The organism is Myroides odoratimimus (genome assembly GCF_030326305.1).
In the GTDB taxonomy this organism is placed as follows: domain Bacteria; phylum Bacteroidota; class Bacteroidia; order Flavobacteriales; family Flavobacteriaceae; genus Flavobacterium; species Flavobacterium odoratimimum_A.
The window spans coordinates 1-21,052 of the sequence record NZ_JACAKB010000041.1; the positions used below are offsets into that span (position 1 = coordinate 1).

General features: G+C 34.1%; 17 protein-coding genes. 5 read left to right on the forward strand and 12 right to left on the reverse strand.

What is annotated here, in order from left to right; all coding sequences use genetic code 11:
- Positions 1 to 532: 532 nt before the first annotated feature.
- The 4 genes from HX049_RS16965 to HX049_RS16980 all read left to right on the forward strand — a co-directional run bounded on the left by HX049_RS16965 (position 533) and on the right by HX049_RS16980 (position 3,483).
- Positions 533 to 1,378: a helix-turn-helix domain-containing protein gene (locus tag HX049_RS16965; protein WP_286417413.1), complete on the forward strand. Its 846-nt coding sequence runs from the start codon at positions 533 to 535 to the stop codon at positions 1,376 to 1,378.
- Positions 1,379 to 1,441: 63 nt separating this feature from the next.
- The gene (locus HX049_RS16970; RefSeq protein ID WP_286417415.1) at positions 1,442 to 2,266 is read left to right on the forward strand and encodes a hypothetical protein; all 825 of its coding nucleotides are present in this window, start codon (positions 1,442 to 1,444) and stop codon (positions 2,264 to 2,266) included.
- A gap of 3 nt (positions 2,267 to 2,269) precedes the next feature.
- Positions 2,270 to 3,196 carry a type I restriction endonuclease gene (locus tag HX049_RS16975; protein ID WP_286417441.1) on the forward strand — a complete coding sequence of 309 codons (927 nt, stop codon included), beginning with the start codon at positions 2,270 to 2,272 and terminating at the stop codon, positions 3,194 to 3,196.
- A 152-nt stretch (positions 3,197 to 3,348) separates the two neighbouring features.
- Positions 3,349 to 3,483 (forward strand): hypothetical protein, encoded by a 135-nt coding sequence (locus HX049_RS16980; RefSeq protein WP_286417417.1) that lies wholly within the window; start codon positions 3,349 to 3,351, stop codon positions 3,481 to 3,483.
- A 380-nt stretch (positions 3,484 to 3,863) separates the two neighbouring features.
- Here the strand turns inward: HX049_RS16980 and HX049_RS16985 are convergent, their stop codons facing one another.
- The 9 genes from HX049_RS16985 to HX049_RS17025 form a co-directional block, all read right to left on the reverse strand.
- Positions 3,864 to 4,655, reverse strand: a complete 792-nt coding sequence (locus HX049_RS16985; RefSeq protein WP_286417419.1) for a site-specific integrase — start codon at positions 4,653 to 4,655, stop codon at positions 3,864 to 3,866.
- Positions 4,656 to 4,732: 77 nt separating this feature from the next.
- Positions 4,733 to 5,866 (reverse strand): site-specific integrase, encoded by a 1,134-nt coding sequence (locus HX049_RS16990; RefSeq protein ID WP_286417420.1) that lies wholly within the window; start codon positions 5,864 to 5,866, stop codon positions 4,733 to 4,735.
- A 515-nt stretch (positions 5,867 to 6,381) separates the two neighbouring features.
- Positions 6,382 to 7,953: a DEAD/DEAH box helicase gene (locus HX049_RS16995; protein ID WP_286417421.1), complete on the reverse strand. Its 1,572-nt coding sequence runs from the start codon at positions 7,951 to 7,953 to the stop codon at positions 6,382 to 6,384.
- A 513-nt stretch (positions 7,954 to 8,466) separates the two neighbouring features.
- Positions 8,467 to 11,574: a type I restriction endonuclease subunit R gene (locus HX049_RS17000; protein ID WP_286417423.1), complete on the reverse strand. Its 3,108-nt coding sequence runs from the start codon at positions 11,572 to 11,574 to the stop codon at positions 8,467 to 8,469.
- 24 nt (positions 11,575 to 11,598) lie between these two features.
- Positions 11,599 to 12,747, reverse strand: coding sequence for an AAA family ATPase (locus HX049_RS17005; RefSeq protein WP_286417424.1), 1,149 nt, complete (start codon positions 12,745 to 12,747; stop codon positions 11,599 to 11,601).
- Positions 12,748 to 12,753: 6 nt separating this feature from the next.
- The gene (locus tag HX049_RS17010) at positions 12,754 to 13,938 is read right to left on the reverse strand and encodes a restriction endonuclease subunit S (RefSeq protein ID WP_286417426.1); all 1,185 of its coding nucleotides are present in this window, start codon (positions 13,936 to 13,938) and stop codon (positions 12,754 to 12,756) included.
- The gene (locus tag HX049_RS17015) at positions 13,935 to 14,969 is read right to left on the reverse strand and encodes a virulence RhuM family protein (protein ID WP_286417427.1); all 1,035 of its coding nucleotides are present in this window, start codon (positions 14,967 to 14,969) and stop codon (positions 13,935 to 13,937) included. Before HX049_RS17015 ends, HX049_RS17010 begins: the two co-directional genes overlap by 4 nt.
- A 2-nt stretch (positions 14,970 to 14,971) precedes the next feature.
- A complete protein-coding gene (locus tag HX049_RS17020) occupies positions 14,972 to 16,513 on the reverse strand; it encodes a type I restriction-modification system subunit M (protein ID WP_286417429.1) in 1,542 nt (513 codons plus the stop codon).
- A 133-nt stretch (positions 16,514 to 16,646) separates the two neighbouring features.
- Positions 16,647 to 17,267, reverse strand: coding sequence for a DUF7695 domain-containing protein (locus HX049_RS17025; RefSeq protein ID WP_286417431.1), 621 nt, complete (start codon positions 17,265 to 17,267; stop codon positions 16,647 to 16,649).
- Between the two features lie 260 nt (positions 17,268 to 17,527).
- Between HX049_RS17025 and HX049_RS17030 the strand changes: the two genes are divergently transcribed.
- Complete coding sequence (locus HX049_RS17030) at positions 17,528 to 18,010, forward strand: hypothetical protein (RefSeq protein WP_286417432.1); 483 nt, start codon at positions 17,528 to 17,530, stop codon at positions 18,008 to 18,010.
- Here the strand turns inward: HX049_RS17030 and HX049_RS17035 are convergent.
- The 3 genes from HX049_RS17035 to HX049_RS17045 all read right to left on the reverse strand — a co-directional run bounded on the left by HX049_RS17035 (position 18,007) and on the right by HX049_RS17045 (position 20,817).
- Complete coding sequence (locus HX049_RS17035) at positions 18,007 to 18,627, reverse strand: hypothetical protein (protein WP_286417434.1); 621 nt, start codon at positions 18,625 to 18,627, stop codon at positions 18,007 to 18,009. The genes HX049_RS17030 and HX049_RS17035 overlap by 4 nt on opposite strands.
- A gap of 519 nt (positions 18,628 to 19,146) precedes the next feature.
- Complete coding sequence (locus tag HX049_RS17040; RefSeq protein WP_286417436.1) at positions 19,147 to 20,325, reverse strand: VapE domain-containing protein; 1,179 nt, start codon at positions 20,323 to 20,325, stop codon at positions 19,147 to 19,149.
- Positions 20,326 to 20,430: 105 nt separating this feature from the next.
- Positions 20,431 to 20,817: a helix-turn-helix transcriptional regulator gene (locus tag HX049_RS17045; RefSeq protein WP_182647808.1), complete on the reverse strand. Its 387-nt coding sequence runs from the start codon at positions 20,815 to 20,817 to the stop codon at positions 20,431 to 20,433.
- Positions 20,818 to 21,052 lie beyond the last annotated feature (235 nt).

The window sequence follows — 21,052 nt, forward strand, 5'->3', positions numbered from 1 at the left end:
CGGCCTTTATTTCATTACTATTTTTCCAAGTTGCTTTTTCTGCCTCTTGATACCAAGCCTTTAATTGTTGCTCACTGCCTGCATGTTTTGTCCAAAACACACGTAACGTTTTTATCGCTATTACTCTCAATTAAAATAGTTTATACAAATTTACAAATTATTTCCCAATTCGGGAACTTTTTTCAAGTATTTTATTGAATTGCTCTCTAAGATGTAATCAACACCTTGTTTAAAATCCAAATTTAAGCTCAGGAATAAGCTCAGAGGCTTCTTTCATTTTACTATCTATGATCTTAGCATAGATTTAAGTAGTTCTAATTTCACGATGCTGTCTATTAAACTGATATAGATTTACCTACAGAAAGTTAGTCTTAGCATTCAACTTTTTGTCAACTGACATTAAAAATATTGCCGAAGAAGCGAGATATTAACCCCTGTCGGGAATGATTGCTACAGTCTGAACATCTCCTGTACACAAAAAGGTTGGAAAAAATAAGTTAACTTACCGATATCAGAATTCACGAAGCCCCTGTTGCGCGACTGGCCCATTATTCCGATATTTGCTTTTTTATATGCCAGCATGCAGTATTATCCCGTACCTCACAGTTTATCTCCATTGATTGAATCCATCTGGTCGTTCGAAAGCCCAGAGCAGCTCACGGAGCGTGAGCAGGCCCTGGTGATCCCGACCGGTAAATGCGTATTGCTGTGGAACTATAAAAGTACTTACGAGCATGTCGTGGAGGACAAAGTGTTTCATCATCCGCTGTACGACCTGCATCTGGTGGGCCCTCACAACAAAAATATTGCTCTCCGCGGTTCAGCCCCGGTCAGCTCCATCGGCATCACCTTCAGACCCTATGGCTATTATGCCATCGCAGGTGCTGCCATGCCCACATTAGTCAACGAGGTAGCGTCCATCTCCCGCCTGAAGCAGGACGGCAGCATGGTACTGGACTCCTGCACTGGGGTGCCTGCGGACAGTATCGGTTCGCTGCTGCAGCTGCTGGCCGAGCGGATTCAGTTTGCAGCCGATGGGCGCGTCATCAGCGCAGTGGATGCCATCGACCAGCATCAGGGCAATATCCGCATCCGGGAGGTCTTCGAAAATATTCCCGGCTCGCAGCGGCATCTCAATAAGCTGTTCAAGGAGCAGGTCGGCCTGACACCGAAAGAATATGCTTCCATCGTGCGCCTGCAGGCGATGTACAACCTCTATATCCGTGATCAGCAAAGGGAAAACAAAGACCATCTGTATGACCTTTACTATGACGAATCCCACTTCCTGCAAGACTTCCGCAAGGTATTCGCACAGCGGCCACGGCAGTTTATGCGCACCCCAAACCAGCTGGGCAATGCCTTCAACAAAAAACGATAGGTCTACTTTTTCCTATTTTGCCATCCCGGGGTGCTGTTACTTTGTAGAAAAAAACACACAATCATGCGATTAAAACACGTAACAGATACTGCCAGCGCCTTGCTGGCCTTCAAAGCGGCCGCAGGCTCCATTCCCTTTGCGGAGGAGGTAGCCGCCTATTTCGGCATCGAAAGCCCTGCAGCTCCGCAACAGGATTTTGGTTTCTGGGCCAGCGTGCTGCACTTCGAAATGCGGTACCACTCCCTAGATTATTTTCTGGAAAAGACCGCAGCACCTACCGTACTCGAGCTCTCCGCAGGCTTCTCGTTGCGTGGTCTGGACTACGCCCGCAAGCACCCCGACGCCCGCTACATCGACACGGACCTGCCGGCCATCATCAGCCAGAAGAGTGAAATGCTGCGTACCATGCAGCAGGCTGTCCCGCAAAACCTGCAATTACAGCCGCTCGACGTGCTACACGCCGAAAGCTATCCGGAGAGCAGCAGCGAACTCGCCATCATCAATGAGGGGCTGCTGCTGTATTTCGACGACGCGGCCAAAAAACAGATCCTGCAGCATATCCGCAGGCTGCTCGAGCGGCAGGGCGGCACCTGGACCACCGCCGATATTTATATCCGGCATGAGACCCGGGCCGTGGGCAGCGACAGAGACGGACAATGGAGCGATTTCTTCCGGAAAAACAATGTGCACACCAACTACTTCGAGTCTTTCGACCAGGCCGGGCAGTTCTTTTACGATCAGGGCTTCCGGGTGCTCGAAAAGTACCCGCCCGAATTTGACAAGTACAGCAGCCTGTCCAAGCTACTGGCAGTGGCCACGGGCGAACAGCTGGAGCTGCTCAAAAGCCGGGGCAAAGTCCAGGAGACCTGGCAACTGGCGCTGAGGTAAATCATTCAGCCACAATGGCTTACCAGCATGGGATATAGCTATTATGGCAATTGGGAAAAGCGAGAGCACAATAGCAACGTAGAGCAAGAGATTTTAAAAAGAAATCTACTCAAGCGTGGTTATTCAGAAACCTTAACCAATAAAGCGGTCAAGGAAGTGTATGATCAGGCAAATACAAATGCAGGGGGATTGTATCAGCGTAATAAAGAAATGTATTCGCTATTGCGTTATGGGGTGAAAGCTCGCCCTGAATTGGGTGAGAACTTTGAAACCATTTTTCCGATAGATTGGAAGAATTGGCAGAACAATGAATTTGGTATAGCAGAAGAAGTTACTTTGGCTAAAGGGCAAAATGTGCGCCGCCCAGATATCGTGTTATATGTCAATGGAATTGCGTTGGGGGTTTTAGAATTAAAACGTGGAACAATTGATATTTCGGAAAGTATTCGACAATATATTTCCGACCAAAAAGAATTGTTTAATGAGTGGTTTTATAGCACAGTTCAATTTCTTTTTGCGGGGAATAATACACAAGGTTTGCGATATGGAACTATTGAGACGCCAGATAAATATTATTTATCTTGGAAAGAAGATGAACAAGAAAACGAAGATTACAAATTAGACAAATACCTCAAAAAACTTTGCGACAAACAACGTTTATTAGATATTATTTATACTGGTGTTGTGTTTGATGCAGGTGTGAAAAAACTACCTCGGCCACATCAATATTTCGCCTTGCAAGAAGCCCAGCCATTTATCAAACGCAGAGAAGGCGGAATCATTTGGCATACCCAAGGGTCTGGTAAATCCTTGATGATGGTGATATTGGGTAAATGGATTACCAATATGAATTTGTGGGAAGTTTTAAGAATGTATCAGAGTATATTTTTGATGAAATTTATTGTTCTGCTGAAGTTCAATTGCATTTAGATAATGGTAACGTTATTACTCATCGTGATTATAGAAGTGGGATGTTGTTTGTAAATTTTGGTGGTTTTGAGAAAGTGTGGAAACCCAATGAAATACGACTAATAAAAAAATTTGAATCGACTGACAAACCAATTAGATCCGATTTTATACCAATGAGGTATAAGGAGTATAATATAACCAAAGTAGAAGCTGTATTAACCTTTGATACAAAAGATTTAGTAAATAGAAAGAAGAAAAGCTATACAGTATTATTGAATGTTACTGAGCAATGGAATAAGACAAAGTAAGAAGTTAGTGCTGAGACATAACACCTTAAATAAATTATTTAGTAATAAATTAGACATCAATAATGCCAAATTGTAGTAATTGTGGGAGTTACATTAGCTCTTACGGAGTTTATAAAAGACAGATATATGTAGGATCTTCCAATAGAGTGAACTATGGAAAGAGAAGTAGCTATTCTAATGCAAAACATTACAGAATAAGAAGTGTTTGTAAGAAATGTGCAGAGAATATTGATAAGCAGAATGTAAGAAGGAGAAGGGTATCAATGATTTTTTGGATATTAGTTATAGCAGCTATTTTATACTATTTATTAAAGTAACGACTACTTTTATTAGTATGAAGTATTTGATAGTAAAAACGATAAGGGTAGTAAACACTACCCTTATTTTAGTTTATTGAGATATGACAACAGCAGTTGAGCGTTTTCGTTGCCATTAATTTTGATATAACTATTGAACGACTGTTCGGTTTGATGTCCTGTTATTGACATAATAACGCGTGAAGGAACACCTTTTTTAAACAGATTGGTAGCAAAAGAGCGACGTGCTGTGTGCGTAGAGATCAACTGATATTTAGGCAAACACTGTTCAACCCTTTGTTTACCTTTAGAGCGAATAAGGATAACATTGTCGTTTAAGTTAGCTAACTGCCCAATTACTTTAAGGTATTTATTCATCGTTAGACTACAACAAACCGTAGGAAAACCATTAGGCGTAGACTGATATCGACTTAGAATTTGCACAACAATAGGCAGTAAGGGAATAGTAACCCATTGTAGTGTTTTTTGCGTTTTAATAGTAAGGGTGTTATCGCTGATGTTTTCCCTTTTTACTTTTGCAATATCGCTAAAGCGCAAACCTGTATAGCATGCGATAATAAAGCAATCGCGAACTAATTGCATTGTAGTATTATCGGATAAATCCAATTGAATAATTTGCTGTAGTTCGTCTTCACTTAAATAAATGTTGTTTACTTCTTCCTTTAACACCTTAAACTTTTTGCTTTTATAAGCAGTACAGTTGTGGATATTGTGTTCCAAAGCATTGTTGAGAATGATTTTGATAATTTTAATCGCCCTACCAAAACCATTGGTATGCAGTGATTGAACATTAGTATAAAAGTGAAGAAAATCATAGTAGAACGCCATATCGAACGAATGCCAACACAAAGACACTTTAGCATAGCTTTGATATTGTAGAAGCTTATTAATAACGGTTACATAGGTTTTATAATCTGTAATTAATCCTTAGTTTAAAATCCAAATTTAAGCTCAGGAATAAGCTCAGAGGCTTCTTTCATTTTACTATCAATGATCTTAGCATAGATTTGAGTCGTTCTAATCTCACGATGTCCTAAACGCTTGGAAACCGTGTAAATATCCGCTCCATTCTCTAAGAGTAGCACCGCATTGGTATGTCTCGCACTATGGAAGGTAATATGCTTGTGAATACCCGCTCTGTTACACCAACGAACAATTTCATTATTGTAAATAGCCGAGTATTTAAGATTAGTAAAAACGAGTTGATTCAGTGATTCCCTTTCGCCTAGGAGTTCTCTTGCCTGTTTAGAGATATAGAGATACTCAACACCTTCCGTTTTCTCCTGTCTATAGATGACTCTACAAGCATCATCTTCGTCTCTTACCTCAGACCAAACAAGCTTATTAATATCCGACCAACGAAGACCAGTCAAACAAGAAAATAAAAAGGCTCGTTTAAGCACTTCGTATTTACAATCTGTTTTTACCAGACGTTGTACTTCATTAAAAGTAAGATACTCTCTTTGGCTTTCTGCCTGTTTAAAACTCTTTACTTTTTGAGCATAGTTAATTGTTAGATACCCCTCTTCAAAGGCTAATCGAAGAGCAGCTCTAAACTTATTGAGATAAGAGTATTTTGAGTTTAATGAAAGCGGAAGTTTACTTTTAGTAAGCGCCTTTGTATCAAAGTAATGTCTAACTTTTTTTAAAAAGTCATCATCTACTTCATCAAAGGTAAAAGTAGTAGAAATACATTTTTTTAAGTGAAGGAAACTAGCAGCCCAGTTTCCATAGTTTTTAGGACTTTCGTATTTCTCTTCCATTTTTTCGTGAAAGAAGTCTAGGAAGCAACGTTGCCCTTTGTGTTTATTCTTAATTCCATATTTACCTCTAAGGTTTTCACTTTGTCGAATAGCTAAGATATTCTCAGCCATTTGTAGCGCTTCTTTGTTTTCCTTTCTCTCCTTTGGACTATTAGGAGCGCCATGTAAAAAGAGTTTTAGGTTTTCAAATTCTCTGATATGCCTTTTTTTACCTTCTAAGGAAACTTCAATTCCTTTATAGTATTCTATCTGAAGGCTAATTCTACCACTAGGCAGTTTTCTTTGTTTAAGTGTGATGTTCATAATGTTCTATATTAGGTTAGGGAGACTCAATTTGTACCACATTTGTACCACACTTTTTTATTATGTGGTACAAATGTGGTACTAAATATAGAAAATAAGGACATCTTATAAAAATATTTAACACTTAACTATTTGATTTTCAAGCCATTTCAAACCAAATAAAAGTATTAAAAAGACAGGTTATTTACCGATACAGTAAGTAATACTGTTCTGATATATAGTTAATTAGATGCTTTAATAAGTACAAAATAAGTACATTTAGCAATATCTTATATTTCATATTTTGTTTTTTACTTTCGTAGATACAGTATCTTAAATAGACTGATTTACAAGGGATCGTATGATGTGGTTGTGGTGAGAATTTTTTCTATTTCAATAAAGATATGTCTATAGGTTTTCTTTTTTTCTCTCTGGAATCTACAATAGGCTTAAAGTAAGAAAGCTATTTATAAGTTATATTAAGAATAAACACTATGTTTTTTTTTGAGAACCTGACGGTGAAATCGATCAGTCTTTTATCTTTGTTTAGGTTTATCCTTAAAAATCAATAAATTATCAAAAACCAATTTCATTTCTTCTTTCAGTTCTTCAATTTCACTTCTATATAACCTTTTTCTTAGCTTTAGTGATGATATTTTTTTACTTTCAATAGTGTTTTTAAGTTTGCTTTTTTGTTTATTTAATTTTTCTTTATATACTTCAACAGCCTTTTTTTTCAAATTATCCTTTTCTTGTATAGACAAAATGTTTTTATCCTCAATTTTAATATCTAAGTATTTTATTAGTTCTTCAATACTAGAAATACCAAAATCATATATTGATTGGTATTTATTTTTGTCATGATTTATTATTTTAGGAAGAATCTTTAATAAGTACTCATTGGAAGGAGCTATTAAAAAAGAATCGGCTGTTTGTAATTCAAGGAAACGAATTTCTTTTGGCGTATTAGTATTGTTTTCTTTTGCTGTTAGCGTTAATTTATTATTTGTATCTAGTTCTTTATTTAATTCTTTTCCCCCTTTTAAGGACCAATTAAAATCAGATAGTATTGAACCATGTTCATAAAATAAATTAGCACAATCTATAATAAGTGCATAATTATCTTCTTTATATCTTAGGACTCTTCCAACTTGTTGTATGTATAAGACCAGTGATTTAGTGGGTCTTGCCAAAATAACAGTTTCTATATCAGGGCAGTCAAAACCTTCTGTGAATATATTTACATTAAATAAAACATCAATTCTATTTTCTCTGAAATCTTTCAAAATTTGCTCTCGTTCATCTTTTTTCGTGTTACTATCAATATATCTGCAGGAAATATTACGATTCTTAAATTTCTCAGTTAGAGTTAGCATGTGTTTTACATCAACACAAAAGATAATACATTTTCTTTCTCTAGAATATTTCTCATAAGCTAGTAGTATGTCAGCAAGTTTTTTGTCTGTTTGCATAAAGTTAGATAAACTAACTTCATCATAGTCTTTGGTTAAGTTATTAATTTTTAAGTTATACAAGTTATTGTCTTTTAGAGATAAATGCTTGTATGGACTAAGAAACTGATTTTCTATAAACCATCCAATTGATTTTGATTGAATTAATTTTTGAAATATCTTATCGAAACCTTCTCCACTTAAACGTGTTGGTGTTGCAGTAAAACCTAATAGTTTACTTTGTTGATAATTATTTATTAGAGTAACATATGATTTAGATAAGATGTGATGTGCTTCATCTACAATAATTAAGGATATGTTTTTCGGTAAATCTTTTTTTCTTATTAATGTTTGTAGCGAGGCTATTTGCACTTGTCTTTCTGGCTCATATACTTCATTAGCCATAATAATCCCAGCACGAATACCAAAAATACGTAGCCTTATATAAATTTGTTCAACTAATTCTTTTCTGTGTACTATGATAAGAACTCTTTTGTTAGGTTCAAATTCTGTAATTTGTTTTTTTACTATTGCAGAAAAGACAGTAGTCTTACCTGTTCCAGTTGGCATTTGAATTAAAAGAGAATTTAAATGACGTAAGTTTGTGAATACCCTGTTTACAATATCATGTTGATAGATTCGTAGTTTTGATGCCATTTGAGATAATTTAATAAATATTAAAGTTACTATTTATCTTAGTAATTAAGAGTATAAATCTAAACAAAGGATTATTTAAAACAGATATATATTTATTTATGATAGATATTATTAGCAGTAGTGTAGTATTCTTTTACTTGATGTACTGAAAGAAATTTTTTTGAAGAACCTTGGTTTAATTCACATATAGCAATATCTTCTGTATTTTCAAATTCTACATATTGATTGAAGAAAATTATATCTGCTTCTAGAAGCTTTCGTAAAGGTACAAGTAGATCAACTTGTCTTTGACAGGAGTACCTACTTCAAGTGGCTGTAGTATTTCTTTCGCTCATATTAAAAATATGAAATACTTAGGTTTATAAAAATGCCAAAACAAAACATAAGAAACTAAAAAAAATGTGAAACCTCTATAATTCTGAGTATAAACAACAACAGCCTTCATTTTGAAGGCTGTTGTATAACATTTTAAAAAGATAAATTATCTTCTATAAGCTTATTACTAATCACTCTTTATAAAACCCCTCCAATACCTTTAAACTTCTCGATTAACTCACTAATCTTCTTAAAAACACTTTGTTTCTTAGTTAGATACTGAGGATTTAAAGGACTCATTTTAGGCAATAATTCATTTAATTCTGTTCCGTTCTCACTGGCATACTCCCGTTTTAATGAATTGGATATATATCGTTTTGCAGCTTCTTGATTTAAGGTTTCTTCTGTTATTAAGTCAGCGATCTCCTTATTCTGCTTTCCTTGTGCATAAGCGTAAAAAGAACTTAATATAGCAGGTTTATCTTCTATAGTATCCAGATTCGTTTCATTGATATAATCAACCACTAAGCTTTCTTTCGCTCTATTGCCAATACTCGAACGAATTAATCTACGGACTTCTTCTACTAACTCTACCTTGCTTTTTGTCTTCTTATTGTGTTCAAAAATAAGTTCTAAGATATAATCCAAATTAATCTCTTGAGATTTCAATAAGTCCACTTCAAAAACTACATCGTTCCAATCTATCGTTGATTGTTCAGCTTCCTTACCATTTTTATCTCTTCTGATCCAGTCTCGAATATCGTTATACGTAGAGCGGTAATCCTGTATTACTCTGTCAGGTAAAACCTCTAAACCTCTCATAAACTCAATGTCTTGATCTGATATAAAGTATTTCTCCTGAAAAGCGGTTACTTCCTCAGGATCGTCCTGATCTATTGCCTGAAAAGCTTTCAGATTAGTAAACTCATCATAATTCTGTAAGATGTTCTCTACTCTTAAATATTCACCAAATAACTTCGCAAAGTCTTTTTTATCCTTCTCTGTTGCTATTTCATCTATATCAGGAAATTTAGAATTCAGATCGTTTACAATATCCTTATACCCTCTGCGTGCATGTCCTGTAACTATATCTGTAAAACCGTCCAGATACTCTTTATAGCTCTTTTCTAATACTACATTCTTTGTGTTTTTATCACCAAATAAGGTAATAGCATCCACTGTTGCTTGTTCTAAATTTCTAAAGGTAATAATATTCCCAAATGTTTTTGTGGCATCATAGATACGATTAGTACGAGAAAAAGCCTGCATTAATCCGTGATATCTCAAGTTTTTATCTACAAATAACGTATTTAAAGTAGGTGCATCAAAGCCTGTAAGGAACATCCCTACTACGATCAATAAATCTATTTCCTTTTTCTTCACACGATTAGCTAAATCGCGGTAGTAGTTCTGAAACTCATTACTCTCTACGCCGTAATTAGTCTTAAACATAGCGTTGTAGTCGTGAATTGCTTTGGTTAAGAATTCTTTTGCCGTACTATTTAAAGCCGTTGGTTCGAATGTCTCATCCTCTATATCTCCGATAGCATTTTGTTCTTCATTAGCTGCGAAAGAGAATATAGTCGCTATTTTTAGTGGTTTATCCGTATCTTCTTGTAGTATGTTCAGTTGCTCGTAATACGCCTTTGCTGCATCTACACTACTCACCGCAAACATGGCATTAAATCCTTTAGCACCTATCTGGTTTCGATGGGTTTTAAGTCTAAAATTCTGTAAGATATATTGTGAAATTTCTTTAATACGCGCAGGATGTAAGAAAGCTTCTTTATTTTCGGCAGCACTTAATTTCTTTTCATCCTGTTCCTGCTCCAGACTTTTAAACTGTGGTCTTACATCATTATAATCCACCTTAAACTTTAACACCTTCTCATCTCTTATGGCATCTGTAATCACATACGAGTGTAACTCTCTACCAAATACACTGGCTGTGGTATCCGCACCTAAGGCATTCTGAGCAAAAATAGGTGTACCTGTAAACCCAAATTGATAAAACTTCTTAAACTTCTTATTTAAGTTCTTTTGAGCTTCTCCAAACTGAGAACGGTGACACTCATCGAATATAAAGACTACCTGCTTATTATAAATATCCAGATCGCTCTCTGTCTTCATCAGGTTATTTAACTTCTGTATAGTGGTAACGATAATCTTATTATCTTCTTTTTCGATATTACGTTTTAGACCAGCGGTACTATCCGAGCCATTTACACTATCAGGAGAAAAGCGTTGGTATTCTTTCATCGTCTGAAAGTCAAGGTCTTTTCTATCTACGACGAAGAATACTTTATCTATAAAATCTAACTGGGTAGCTAAGCGTGCAGCTTTAAAGCTCGTTAGTGTCTTACCCGAACCTGTGGTATGCCATATAAAACCTCCTCCTTCTACTGTTGCCCATTTTTTAGCATGATAAGCTCCCTTTATTTTCCATAAAATACGCTCCGTAGCTGCTATCTGATATGGACGCATCACTAATAGGGTATTGCTAACATCGAAGACAGAATAGGTAAGCAATACATTCAGTATAGTGTTTTTTTGGAAGAATGTAGCTGTAAAGTCCTTTAAATCCTTTATTACTGTATTATCTGCTTTTGCCCAATTCATCGTAAAGTCAAAACTATTCTTATTTCGCTCTACTGTATTAGCAAAGTAGCGTGTATCCGTACCATTAGAAATAACAAATAACTGTACATACTTAAACAAAGAGTGTTCCATGTTTAAACTCTCCTTGCTATATCGATGTATTTGATTAAACGCTTCACGGATAGCTACACCTCGTTTTTTTAATTCTATATGTACCAGAGGTAGTCCATTGACTAAGATGGTGACATCATATCGGTTAGCATGTGTACCGTGTTGCTCAAACTGTGAAATACATTGTACTTTATTACGCGTAATGTCTTTTTTATCTACCAAGTAGATGTTTTGGATATGTCCATCATCAAAGACGAAATCATAAATATGATTATTGTGTATCTTATCCGTTTTGGCGATTATATCGTCATTAGGTTTATTTAGATACTCTTCTATAAAACGGTCCCATTCTTTATCTGTAAACACCATACTATTTAACGATTGTAACTGTACACGTGCGTTAGCTAACATATCATTTAATGATTTGATGTATGTAGGATTCTCATACCCAAGCCTTACTAAATCCTGTATAAGCTCTCGCTCCAGATCTGCTTCACTTTGATATCCTATAGGTGGTTCGTTTACTACACTATACTTATCGTATTTTTCTAATACGATAAAGTTATTGCTTTCTGCAACGGTTTTATAGTTTGACATTTTGTAATTACAATGTTTTATTGGTTAATGGTGAGCACCTATTTGCATTTCAAAACTGTGTGTGCTTAACATATTTTTGAAAATTTTTATAAAAATATCTTTTTCAGCTTCTTGAATAACTGCCAATTCTTCTCCAGAATGTTTGCTATGACTGTATAAGTTTATTAATCGAATAGCTACATGAATTTCTTCTGCACTAACATACAGATTAATCAAATCTTCCCAATGATTAAATCCTAAATAAGTAGATGTTTTTTCTAAAATATTTCTAAGCAAATTAAAATGATATTTATTAATAATTCTCGAATCAGCGGCAAGCCCAAGTTCTTTTATTAAAAAAATATGATAGGAAAATGGCGAATCATTTGTCTCATCTAACAAATAAGTACCGTCACTTAGTTTTTGTAAACGATACCTTCCTGTGTTTCTTTCTCTATTTAATTCATTGAATAATACATTGTAAAACAAAGGGTTGTGAGTGGATATAATGAATTTAACGTTTGTTGGTTTGGCTTTCTTAATCAATAATGATAGGTCAACTGCTAAATCAATTAAATGATTATCGTCTAAAGAACTAACAGGATCATCAATAAAAATATATTCTAAGTCATTAAATTCATCTGTTGAACGATCATCTTCATTGTCATTTAATAAATTAACTATATGTTCTATAAAGCTATAAAACACACACCATATAAAATTACTTTCTTCACCTTTAGAAATTTTTATACTTGGTGCACTATCATCTCCACCACCTAAGTAATCAAATGTTATTTCGGTAAAATCTTCATTTATATTGGGTGTAATAAATCGATTAGTATATTTTTGAAAATTAATAATAATGTTACCATCTTGATTTTCATCCTTTAAAAAAGACAGAGCTAGTTCAGTAAAACCGTTAGGACGAACCAATAACCTTCTATTTGTATCAGTATCTAAATCGTTGTCCCAGAAGAATAGGTCTTCGGTATATGCATTGTAATACAATGTCTTTATTTTATAGTCTTCTGTTCTTTGATCCTTTGGATCTACTTTTTCTTTAAAGACCCTTGAAAGGCGTGTTTTACCCGTACCATTAAAAGCATATACAACCTGAGTTTTACGAAGCTTCTTTCCTTCTTCTGAAGTTGCTTTTATTAACGTTTCGGCTATTTGTTCTAGTGTTTGACTCATATTATTTTAATTATTAAACGCCAATAACTGGTTTCTATAATATTCATACTGCTTATTTCTAAAGTCTATTTCTGTTTGAAGTGCTTCTATAATACCTTTTGTAGCTTCATCAAATTTATCTAATAAACGAACTATTCTTTCTTGCTCTTGGGTGGCAGGCTTAGGAATAAGTATCTTTTCTAAATCATTAACATTAACTCTTCTAACTTTTGTACCAGTGATATATTTTCTTTTTTGTTTCTGAAACTGTTCTGTTTGAAAATAATATGAAATATACTTTGGATTTAATTTATGTGAATAAAAACATGCATCGCTACTTATTGCTATATCTTCATCACCTAACCAAGCTACAGCTTTACAAACATCTTCATCATTTTCACTTGTTGTAGCAATTACTAAATCTCCTTTCTTAGCTTTTCTTGCATTTTGTGCAAATTCATCTGAAACAAAAGATTTGGTTTTGTAAGCATAAGTATTATAAAATGTATATACTTGTCCGTAATGAATACATCCAACTCCTGATTCTGTAAAGTCTTTTTTCTGCAATCCACTACCACGTGTAAAGACTCCTATATTTTCGTCACCCAATATCTTCCACTCAACCCCTTTACCTTCAAAACGAAACAGCTCCTCACGGTAATACTCATATTGTTTTTTACGATTATCGATTTCTTCTGTTAAGGCAATCGTTAAAGCTTTGTTCTGTTCACTTAACTCATCTAATACTTTAACTATCTTTTGTTGTATTTCTAATGATTTTTCAGGATTATTAGGGTAAGGGATAGGGATTTTTAAATGGGCAACATCTTTTGAGTAAACGTGTGGGACACCAACACCTCTTTTTAAATTATAGATCCAATCTTGTTTACATAACAATAATACATATATATATCTTGTATTTAATATGGATAAATCTGGCTTTATAGAAAAAGCATCAGAAACAAAAATTGGTTCATTCCAAAATAATATATGCCCTGCATATGCTCCACTTCCTGCTATTGTAATTGTCTCTCCCTCTCGGTTATATTCACCATTCAAATATGCAGGTTTTTGACCACCACTAACAACAGGATACGTACCGTCAGTTTTAGATTTTGCAGTTATCGTAGTTCCTCTTTTTAACTCACTTACTTCCCCCAAAGTCTTCCATTCCACCGGAACTCCTTTTAATAATTCTTTTAGTGTACTCATGCTTTTCCTTCTTTGTTAATCGTTCGTTTAACCTTGCTTAGTTTATCTCCTTTTTTGGCTTGTTGTTCCAGAGCGGTGATGGTTTTAAGATAAGCTGTTTCTACCCCACTTAGGGTTTTAGCTTTATACTTTTTATATTCTACACCCACCTTTTCTTTAGCTTGTGCCGTAGAGACTGTCCCTGCGTTCTCCAGTACCTTACGCCCAGTAGAGCTAAGGATCCTATCCAGTTCGCGGATATAATCTTCCATGCGCATCTCACGTTCTTCGATAGCATTTAACTCCGCCAGATCAAAATAAGCCGCTACTAAGTTATTCAGCACTTTAAGTTCTTTTTCTTCCAAGAAGTTCTTTGCTATCATCGCTTCGGCTTGTGTAGGTTCATCCCCTTTAAAGTTGGTCATTCCCACGAAAGGTTTATCGCTATCTACACGCAAGTAAATCACTTCACTTGCCGTATGTCCATGTGCTGCATAGTGTAATTTGTTTTGAACTATCTTAAAGAAAGTCAAGCTTGCCTCACTTTTAGCGTCGTAATCTGTCGCTGTAGCGTATAGATCTAATACTTGGCGATACATTACTTTTTCGCTCGAACGAATATCGCGAATGCGGTCTAATAGCTCTTTCCAGTAATTGCCTCCCCCTAAGTTTTTCAGTCGATCGTCATCTATAGTGAAGCCTTTTATGATATATTCTCTAAGACGCAGTGTTGCCCATTGACGAAAACGAGTAGCTATCTTAGAATTTACTCTATATCCTAAGGCGATGATCATATCTAAATTATAATACTCTAACTCACGAGTTACCTCGCGATCACCTTCTTTTTGAACTGTTCGGATTTTCCGAACAGTTGCCTCTACTGTTAGTTCTTCTTCTGTATAAATATTTTTAATATGCTCGCTTACAGTAGATTTTACAACTTGATATAATTCTACAAGTTGTTTTTGTGTCAGCCACAGCATTTCGTCTTCCAGCTGAACACTTAATTTAGTTAACCCATCCTCTGTGGTATATAATATCAGTTCACCCATACTTAGATCTCTTTAATGATGTTAGCTATAGTGTTTCGCAGCTCATTAATCGTAAGTACAGTCTGGTCTATTTGTTTATTTAGTTCATCTATATTGATGACCTCTCGGGTGTCTTTAGCCTCTACATACGAGCTTACAGATAGGTTATAATCATTCTCAGCGATCTTCTGGTTATCTAAGGTTATCGCTACGTGATCGATATTCTCTTTGGTATCAAAAATAGTAAGGATAGACGCTATATGATTTTCTTCTAAGATATTATTATTCGTTACTTTCTTAAAGAAGTCTTCACCACTGGCATCGATAAACTGTGTTTTAGTATCCTGTTTATGCTTAGACAATACTAAGATATTTACCGCAATGGTAGTTCCATAGAATAAGTTAGGTGCCAGAGAAATTACAGTTTCTACATAGTTATTATCCACTAAGTACTTGCGTATTTTCTGTTCTGCTCCTCCACGATAAAAGATACCTGGGAAACATACAATAGCTGCACGCCCTGTACCTGATAAATAGCTTAATGCATGTAATACAAAAGCAAAATCGGCTTTAGACTTCGGAGCAAGTACTCCTGCTGGTGCAAAGCGCTCATCGTTAATCAAGGTAGGATCATCAGAACCTATCCAATTTACTGAGTATGGCGGATTAGATACGATGGCATCAAATGGTTTATCATCTATAAAATGTGGTTCTGTTAATGTATTACCTAAAGCAATATCAAATTTATCGTAATTGACATTGTGCAAAAACATATTCATACGTGCCAAGTTATAGGTCGTATGGTTGATTTCTTGCCCAAAGAAACCATCTTCAATAATATGATTGTCGAAGTGTTTTTTCGCTTGTAATAATAAAGAACCTGAACCCGCTGCAGGGTCGTATATTTTGTTAACTTTAGTCTGTTTGTGTAATGCTAAACGCGCTATTAGATTAGATACGCTCTGAGGTGTAAAAAACTCACCTCCAGACTTACCTGCATTGGCTGCATAGTTATTAATTAAAAATTCGTACGCATCACCAAACAAGTCAATTTGATTATCCTCGAAGTTGCCAAAGTTTAACTCTGCAACACCGTTTAAAACTGCGGCTAATCTTCTGTTTTTATCCGGAACATTATTTCCAAGACGTGTACTTGTCGTATCAAAATCATCAAACAACCCTTTGATATCCTGCTCAGACGGATAACCATTTGCTGAGTTTTGAATATCAGTAAAGATTTGTTTTAAATCTGTATTTAAGTTTTCATTAGTACTGGCAATAGCTACTACATTAACAAAAAGCTGTGAAGGATAAATAAAATAACCTTTGGTTTTAATAGCATCTACTTTAACCTCCTCAGGTATATCTGTATCTTTAAACTTAGCATAATCCACAGATGCGTCTCCACCTTCTATATAAGCCGTAAAATTCTCGCTAATAAATCGATAAAAAAGAGTCCCTAATACAAACTGTTTAAAATCCCATCCATCTACTGAACCACGAACCTCGTTGGCTATTTTCCATATCTTATTTTGTAAATCGGCTCTTTGTGCTTGACTTGTCATGGTGCTATATTTATTTATTGAACATTTAATTGATTTTACTATCAATTTTTAATATAAGGAAGATTGTATTTATATCTATAAACAGTGATAATCCCCTGTAGTTGGTAAAAATACTAAAAGATAAAATAAGATACTAAAAGAAAATATGTATTTCTGTATAGTCTAAACCGCCATCAATACCAAGATAACCGCATTTACACTGAACAAAATGATGCCTATGTGTAGAAGTTATTACTTCTTGACACTTAGGACACATACGTTGATTCTTAGCTAAACCTTTCTCCTGGTATATTCTCTCTACTTCCTTAAACTTAGCCTGTTCTTCATCACTAACTTTACAATCTTCTCTTAGATACCGCATAAACTCAATAAAAGGATCTTCTTCTATTTCATCCCTTAACATGTGTTTTTGAACACAGGCTTTTATTACATCATCTACATCCTTATCAGGGTACCTATCTATATCCATTTCTAAGTTCTCTAATATGCATCCAAGCTCAGAAGTAAATATACCCAACTCTTTCCATTCATTTACTGTATCACCGTATTCCTCATATAGTTCCATTTCAACTTTTTCTAGGTACTTATTGCTGTAATTTAAAGCTAAATATGAAGATAACTCTATTCTACAAGCTTGAGGACTAAGTCCCTTTAGCATATCTTCTACATCTAGATAGATGGCTTCAATATTGGGGGTAAACGTAGGATTGTTCTCTAAGAACCAGTTTTTAATGTATGTTTTAGATTCTTCCATAATGTGTTTTTATTTTCTAAGTTATGTAATTCTTTTAGTTATTGATGGATTATATCTACATTTGTAATTGAAAATATTACGAACAAGCGTGAGCTATCGTTTGGGTTAACTGAAATTGCGACCTTCATTAAACAACCTATAAAACGATAGACTTACGTCTGTGCCTTATACTGGCGTAGGCGGAGTCTATTGGGTTGTTGGGTTGTCGCAAACCTCAGTTAACCATAGTTACCGAGCTTGCGCCTTTTATTCTTAAGGCTATGAGTGTACATCCTCTGATTAAAGTTCTAAATAATCTTTTGTTTAATATCGTAGATGTTAAGTTTGAAGACAACAATTCTTTAAAGTTATCACCTAGTTTTATTGAAAGTTTTAAATTACTTAAGAGTCATAAGGTCTCTGATTATTGGGTGGAACAAATTGAAAAAACAATTCATGGTTTAGAGAGACTTGAAAGGACATCTATTCTTCAAAGTACTCTTAATGAAGATTTATTTAAAGTAGTATTAGTCAAGACTACCTTTGAGATTTATCCTAAACATATTGATGTTAATAGCTTTGATCTAGCGAAAGATGGTTATAAGTTCGTCTTTAATAATTTACCTTGCGAGGTAATTACCTACTTAGTTTATGAATTAATTTATAAGTGTACCTATGACCAGGTATCTCTAATAGAGGACTCTTTATCGAAAGAAAAATATACAACTCTCTGTAATCTTGTCTCTCAAACTTATAATCTTTAATTGATCCTTTTAGACATGACAGAATTATAACTTTTCACCACGAATTCATATTCGTCTCTACTAAGTACTTCATATAGTCTTTCAAACATGTCTTCTTGATCCATTCCATTTAACTTAAGAAGGTATATTAAGTTTTTAATCAGGAAGTCATAGTGATACTCTAATGGATGAGATAATTCTTCATCCTCTGGATCTACTTTGAAAATAATATCACGTCGAGTTCCTTCTACTTTCTTATCAAGCGTCTTTATAAAACCAATAATTGTATTAGTTCGCTCTTTCATCATATTTGTTAATTCCTTTTTTTGCTCATTTAGAGAGGTGGTTAAAAGTTCACGATAATTTATTGGTTTAGTTTTAGCTTCTAAATTAAAATCTTTAACAAATTCATTTTCCACAAACGTATTGACTATTGTACTTACAATATGTGAAATTGGCTTACCTGTCTCCTTTGAAATTCGTTCTAAATGTTTGTATGTCTCACTGTATATTTTTACAGTTTTTCTTGAATAGTTACTCATAATGTATTGATTTGTAGTTGATTGATTTGTTTTGACTACTTTTTTATTTTCTAAAGAATCAGTTTGAAAGGTTTTAAGTTGTTGATTTTTAATCAATTACCTCCAGAATGGGCAAGTCTGAGTCGAACTTTTGTACGACGCCGTCTTGCTCTATTTCATAGAAGTGTTTTTAAAGGAAAACACTTTTTCTGTTGAAAAGAAAAAATATCAAGTAGCTGTTAGTTTAGTATTGGAAATAAGAATTTGTTTTATCTTTTATTTCTTCTGGAGAGTCATTTATAATTGGACTTGTATATCAAACTTTTCGATTATTTTATTTGACTTTTTAATACCTATTTTGTTTAAAAAATAGATCAAACATATTTTTCTGTTTCGCTACAGTTTATCAACTGCTCTAAAACATGTTTTTTACTTACCTAACTACCTTTTTGTTGTAAGTTTCTGTTTTATAGTTTATTATGTGTAAAGGTAAGTTGTTTTTGATCTTACCATCTTACCTAAAAAGCAGTAAATAGGTAAGTAGAAAATTATCTTACCTACCTAAATAAGTTGCTGTAAATCATATTAATATAAGGTTTTAGGTAAGTAGGTAAGATAATTAGAGGTATTGAGCAATTATTCTTTAAAACCCCAGGGTGAGTCTGTAAATTTTGCTTTAGCCAAATAACCATATACTTGTCTTTTTGCATGCTTAATTCTATTAAACCCATGTTTTCTTAATGCGGTACCGATTTGTTTATGATTTAGTTTATGCCCCATTACATTTAGCTCTGTTATTATTTCAGTAGCTGTTCTAAAGTCATCCATTTCTTCACTAGTTTCATAGAAACGAAGTACAAATTCGCTTTCCACAGTTTGAATTGTAAAGCGTTCATTTCTTTTTTCATTAGCCATTACTTCTTCAACTGTTAGGTCAGATTTGAACGAGGGTTGATACTTGTAAATATGATAGGCTTGTGACCAAAAATTGTCTGTGTTGAATTCTTGACTGTAGGCAAAGTTGATTCTACCAAGTACATCAAATACGATCCAACGTACGCTTCCTGTTTCATCGTTTAAAAATTCAAGTTTATTCGTACTACCTACAAAACTGCAAATACGATATAACAAAGAAGATTTTTCAGCATAGGGTAAACGTTCGTTTACTGTAGTCTGTGATATAATTGATTTAATGGAATTGATATCATATTTACCCAGTATATCTAATTCCTCAATGTTAATGATGAAAGCTTTACATAGCTTAATTCGATCATCTTTGCTGACTCCTATATTCTCATAGTAGTAACGCTGTAAGGGTTTAGGACAAAGATTTTTTAAGTAGGTTGATTTACCTGCATTTTGGTCTCCATTTCCTAAAATCAAACAATGTTTGTTAATCTGCTCTGGATGAATAACTGTTTTAACTGCTCGTATAGCCCATTTTAATAAATGATGAGCAAAAAGATTGTTGTCGTCTGTATTAACATAAGAAGCATATTGCTTTATGTAGTCTTTTCCGTTCCAAGTGGGGAGTTCTTCGAAATATTCTATTATGGGATTGTATCGTTCTATAAAATGACTCTTTAAATACGTTTTTAAAGCCTGTGGACTTATGTTTAACTTTTCTCTATGTAAGTGTATTAGTAAAGATGATTCGTTAAACTCAAGAGTCTTATGTGATTTTGAACTGAATATTTCAAACTCTAAAGAGATTTCATTGAATTTGATAGTGAAATACTTGCTTAGTTCTTCGTGAATTTTATCATACACAGAGTCCTTCCGTGTTGATATATCATATACGCTTATTTCTTCCATTAAATAAATAGTTGATTAATAAGAGTATAATGCATATATTTGCATCATACTCTTACGAGTGAGACAATATTAATCTGAAGCGTTCAAATTGCAACTTTGAACGCTTTATTTTTTTCTATTCTTGAAAGAATAATCAAGAGCTTGTTGCTCTAACTGCGATATAGATTGGCTTTTGTTTTGTCGTAACCAAGTATTTATTTCTTCACGATCAAAGTATAATATCTTCCCATTAGGTTTGTAAAAAGGAATTATGTTATTGTAGACAAGTTTATATATACTTGATGTTGACATACCAATGTAATCAGATAATTCCTGTACATTAAGCATCTCTTTTTGTTGAATCAGATTAAGCCCAATAGCATCTTTGAGTTCTCTTTGCTGATGAATTATTTGTTTTTTAAACGTATCAAATTCTTCAATTGTTTGAAGTAATATTCGTTGTAATTGAATAATGTTTTCTTTTTTTACATTTTTGTTTTCAATAGCTTTCATATGCTTTCCTTTATTTAATTATGGTGCAAATGAAAGTCAAAACTACCATGACAATCAATGGATAACCATGACTAGTCACGGTATTAGCTTAGAAAGTCACGGTTTTATAATACAAACATTTCTTCAAATAATTCTTTGTGAAGAGGAAAGGGTTGTGATATATTAGCCCCTAAATAAGCTGGAGTGAAATTAGTAAATTAATTACATAACTTTGGACTTATGAAATACAAGAAAT

Excerpts from the sequence above, each read along its gene's own strand:
- HX049_RS16970 (WP_286417415.1), top strand. The coding sequence starts at position 1,442 with ATGCGATTAAAACACGTAACAGATACTGCCAGCGCCTTGCTGGCCTTC.
- HX049_RS16980 (WP_286417417.1), top strand. The coding sequence starts at position 3,349 with ATGAGGTATAAGGAGTATAATATAACCAAAGTAGAAGCTGTATTAACC.
- HX049_RS16990 (WP_286417420.1), bottom strand. The coding sequence starts at position 5,866 with ATGAACATCACACTTAAACAAAGAAAACTGCCTAGTGGTAGAATTAGC.
- HX049_RS16995 (WP_286417421.1), bottom strand. The coding sequence starts at position 7,953 with ATGGCATCAAAACTACGAATCTATCAACATGATATTGTAAACAGGGTA.
- HX049_RS17000 (WP_286417423.1), bottom strand. The coding sequence starts at position 11,574 with ATGTCAAACTATAAAACCGTTGCAGAAAGCAATAACTTTATCGTATTA.
- HX049_RS17005 (WP_286417424.1), bottom strand. The coding sequence starts at position 12,747 with ATGAGTCAAACACTAGAACAAATAGCCGAAACGTTAATAAAAGCAACT.
- HX049_RS17010 (WP_286417426.1), bottom strand. The coding sequence starts at position 13,938 with ATGAGTACACTAAAAGAATTATTAAAAGGAGTTCCGGTGGAATGGAAG.
- HX049_RS17015 (WP_286417427.1), bottom strand. The coding sequence starts at position 14,969 with ATGGGTGAACTGATATTATATACCACAGAGGATGGGTTAACTAAATTA.
- HX049_RS17020 (WP_286417429.1), bottom strand. The coding sequence starts at position 16,513 with ATGACAAGTCAAGCACAAAGAGCCGATTTACAAAATAAGATATGGAAA.
- HX049_RS17025 (WP_286417431.1), bottom strand. The coding sequence starts at position 17,267 with ATGGAAGAATCTAAAACATACATTAAAAACTGGTTCTTAGAGAACAAT.
- HX049_RS17030 (WP_286417432.1), top strand. The coding sequence starts at position 17,528 with ATGAGTGTACATCCTCTGATTAAAGTTCTAAATAATCTTTTGTTTAAT.
- HX049_RS17040 (WP_286417436.1), bottom strand. The coding sequence starts at position 20,325 with ATGGAAGAAATAAGCGTATATGATATATCAACACGGAAGGACTCTGTG.
- HX049_RS17045 (WP_182647808.1), bottom strand. The coding sequence starts at position 20,817 with ATGAAAGCTATTGAAAACAAAAATGTAAAAAAAGAAAACATTATTCAA.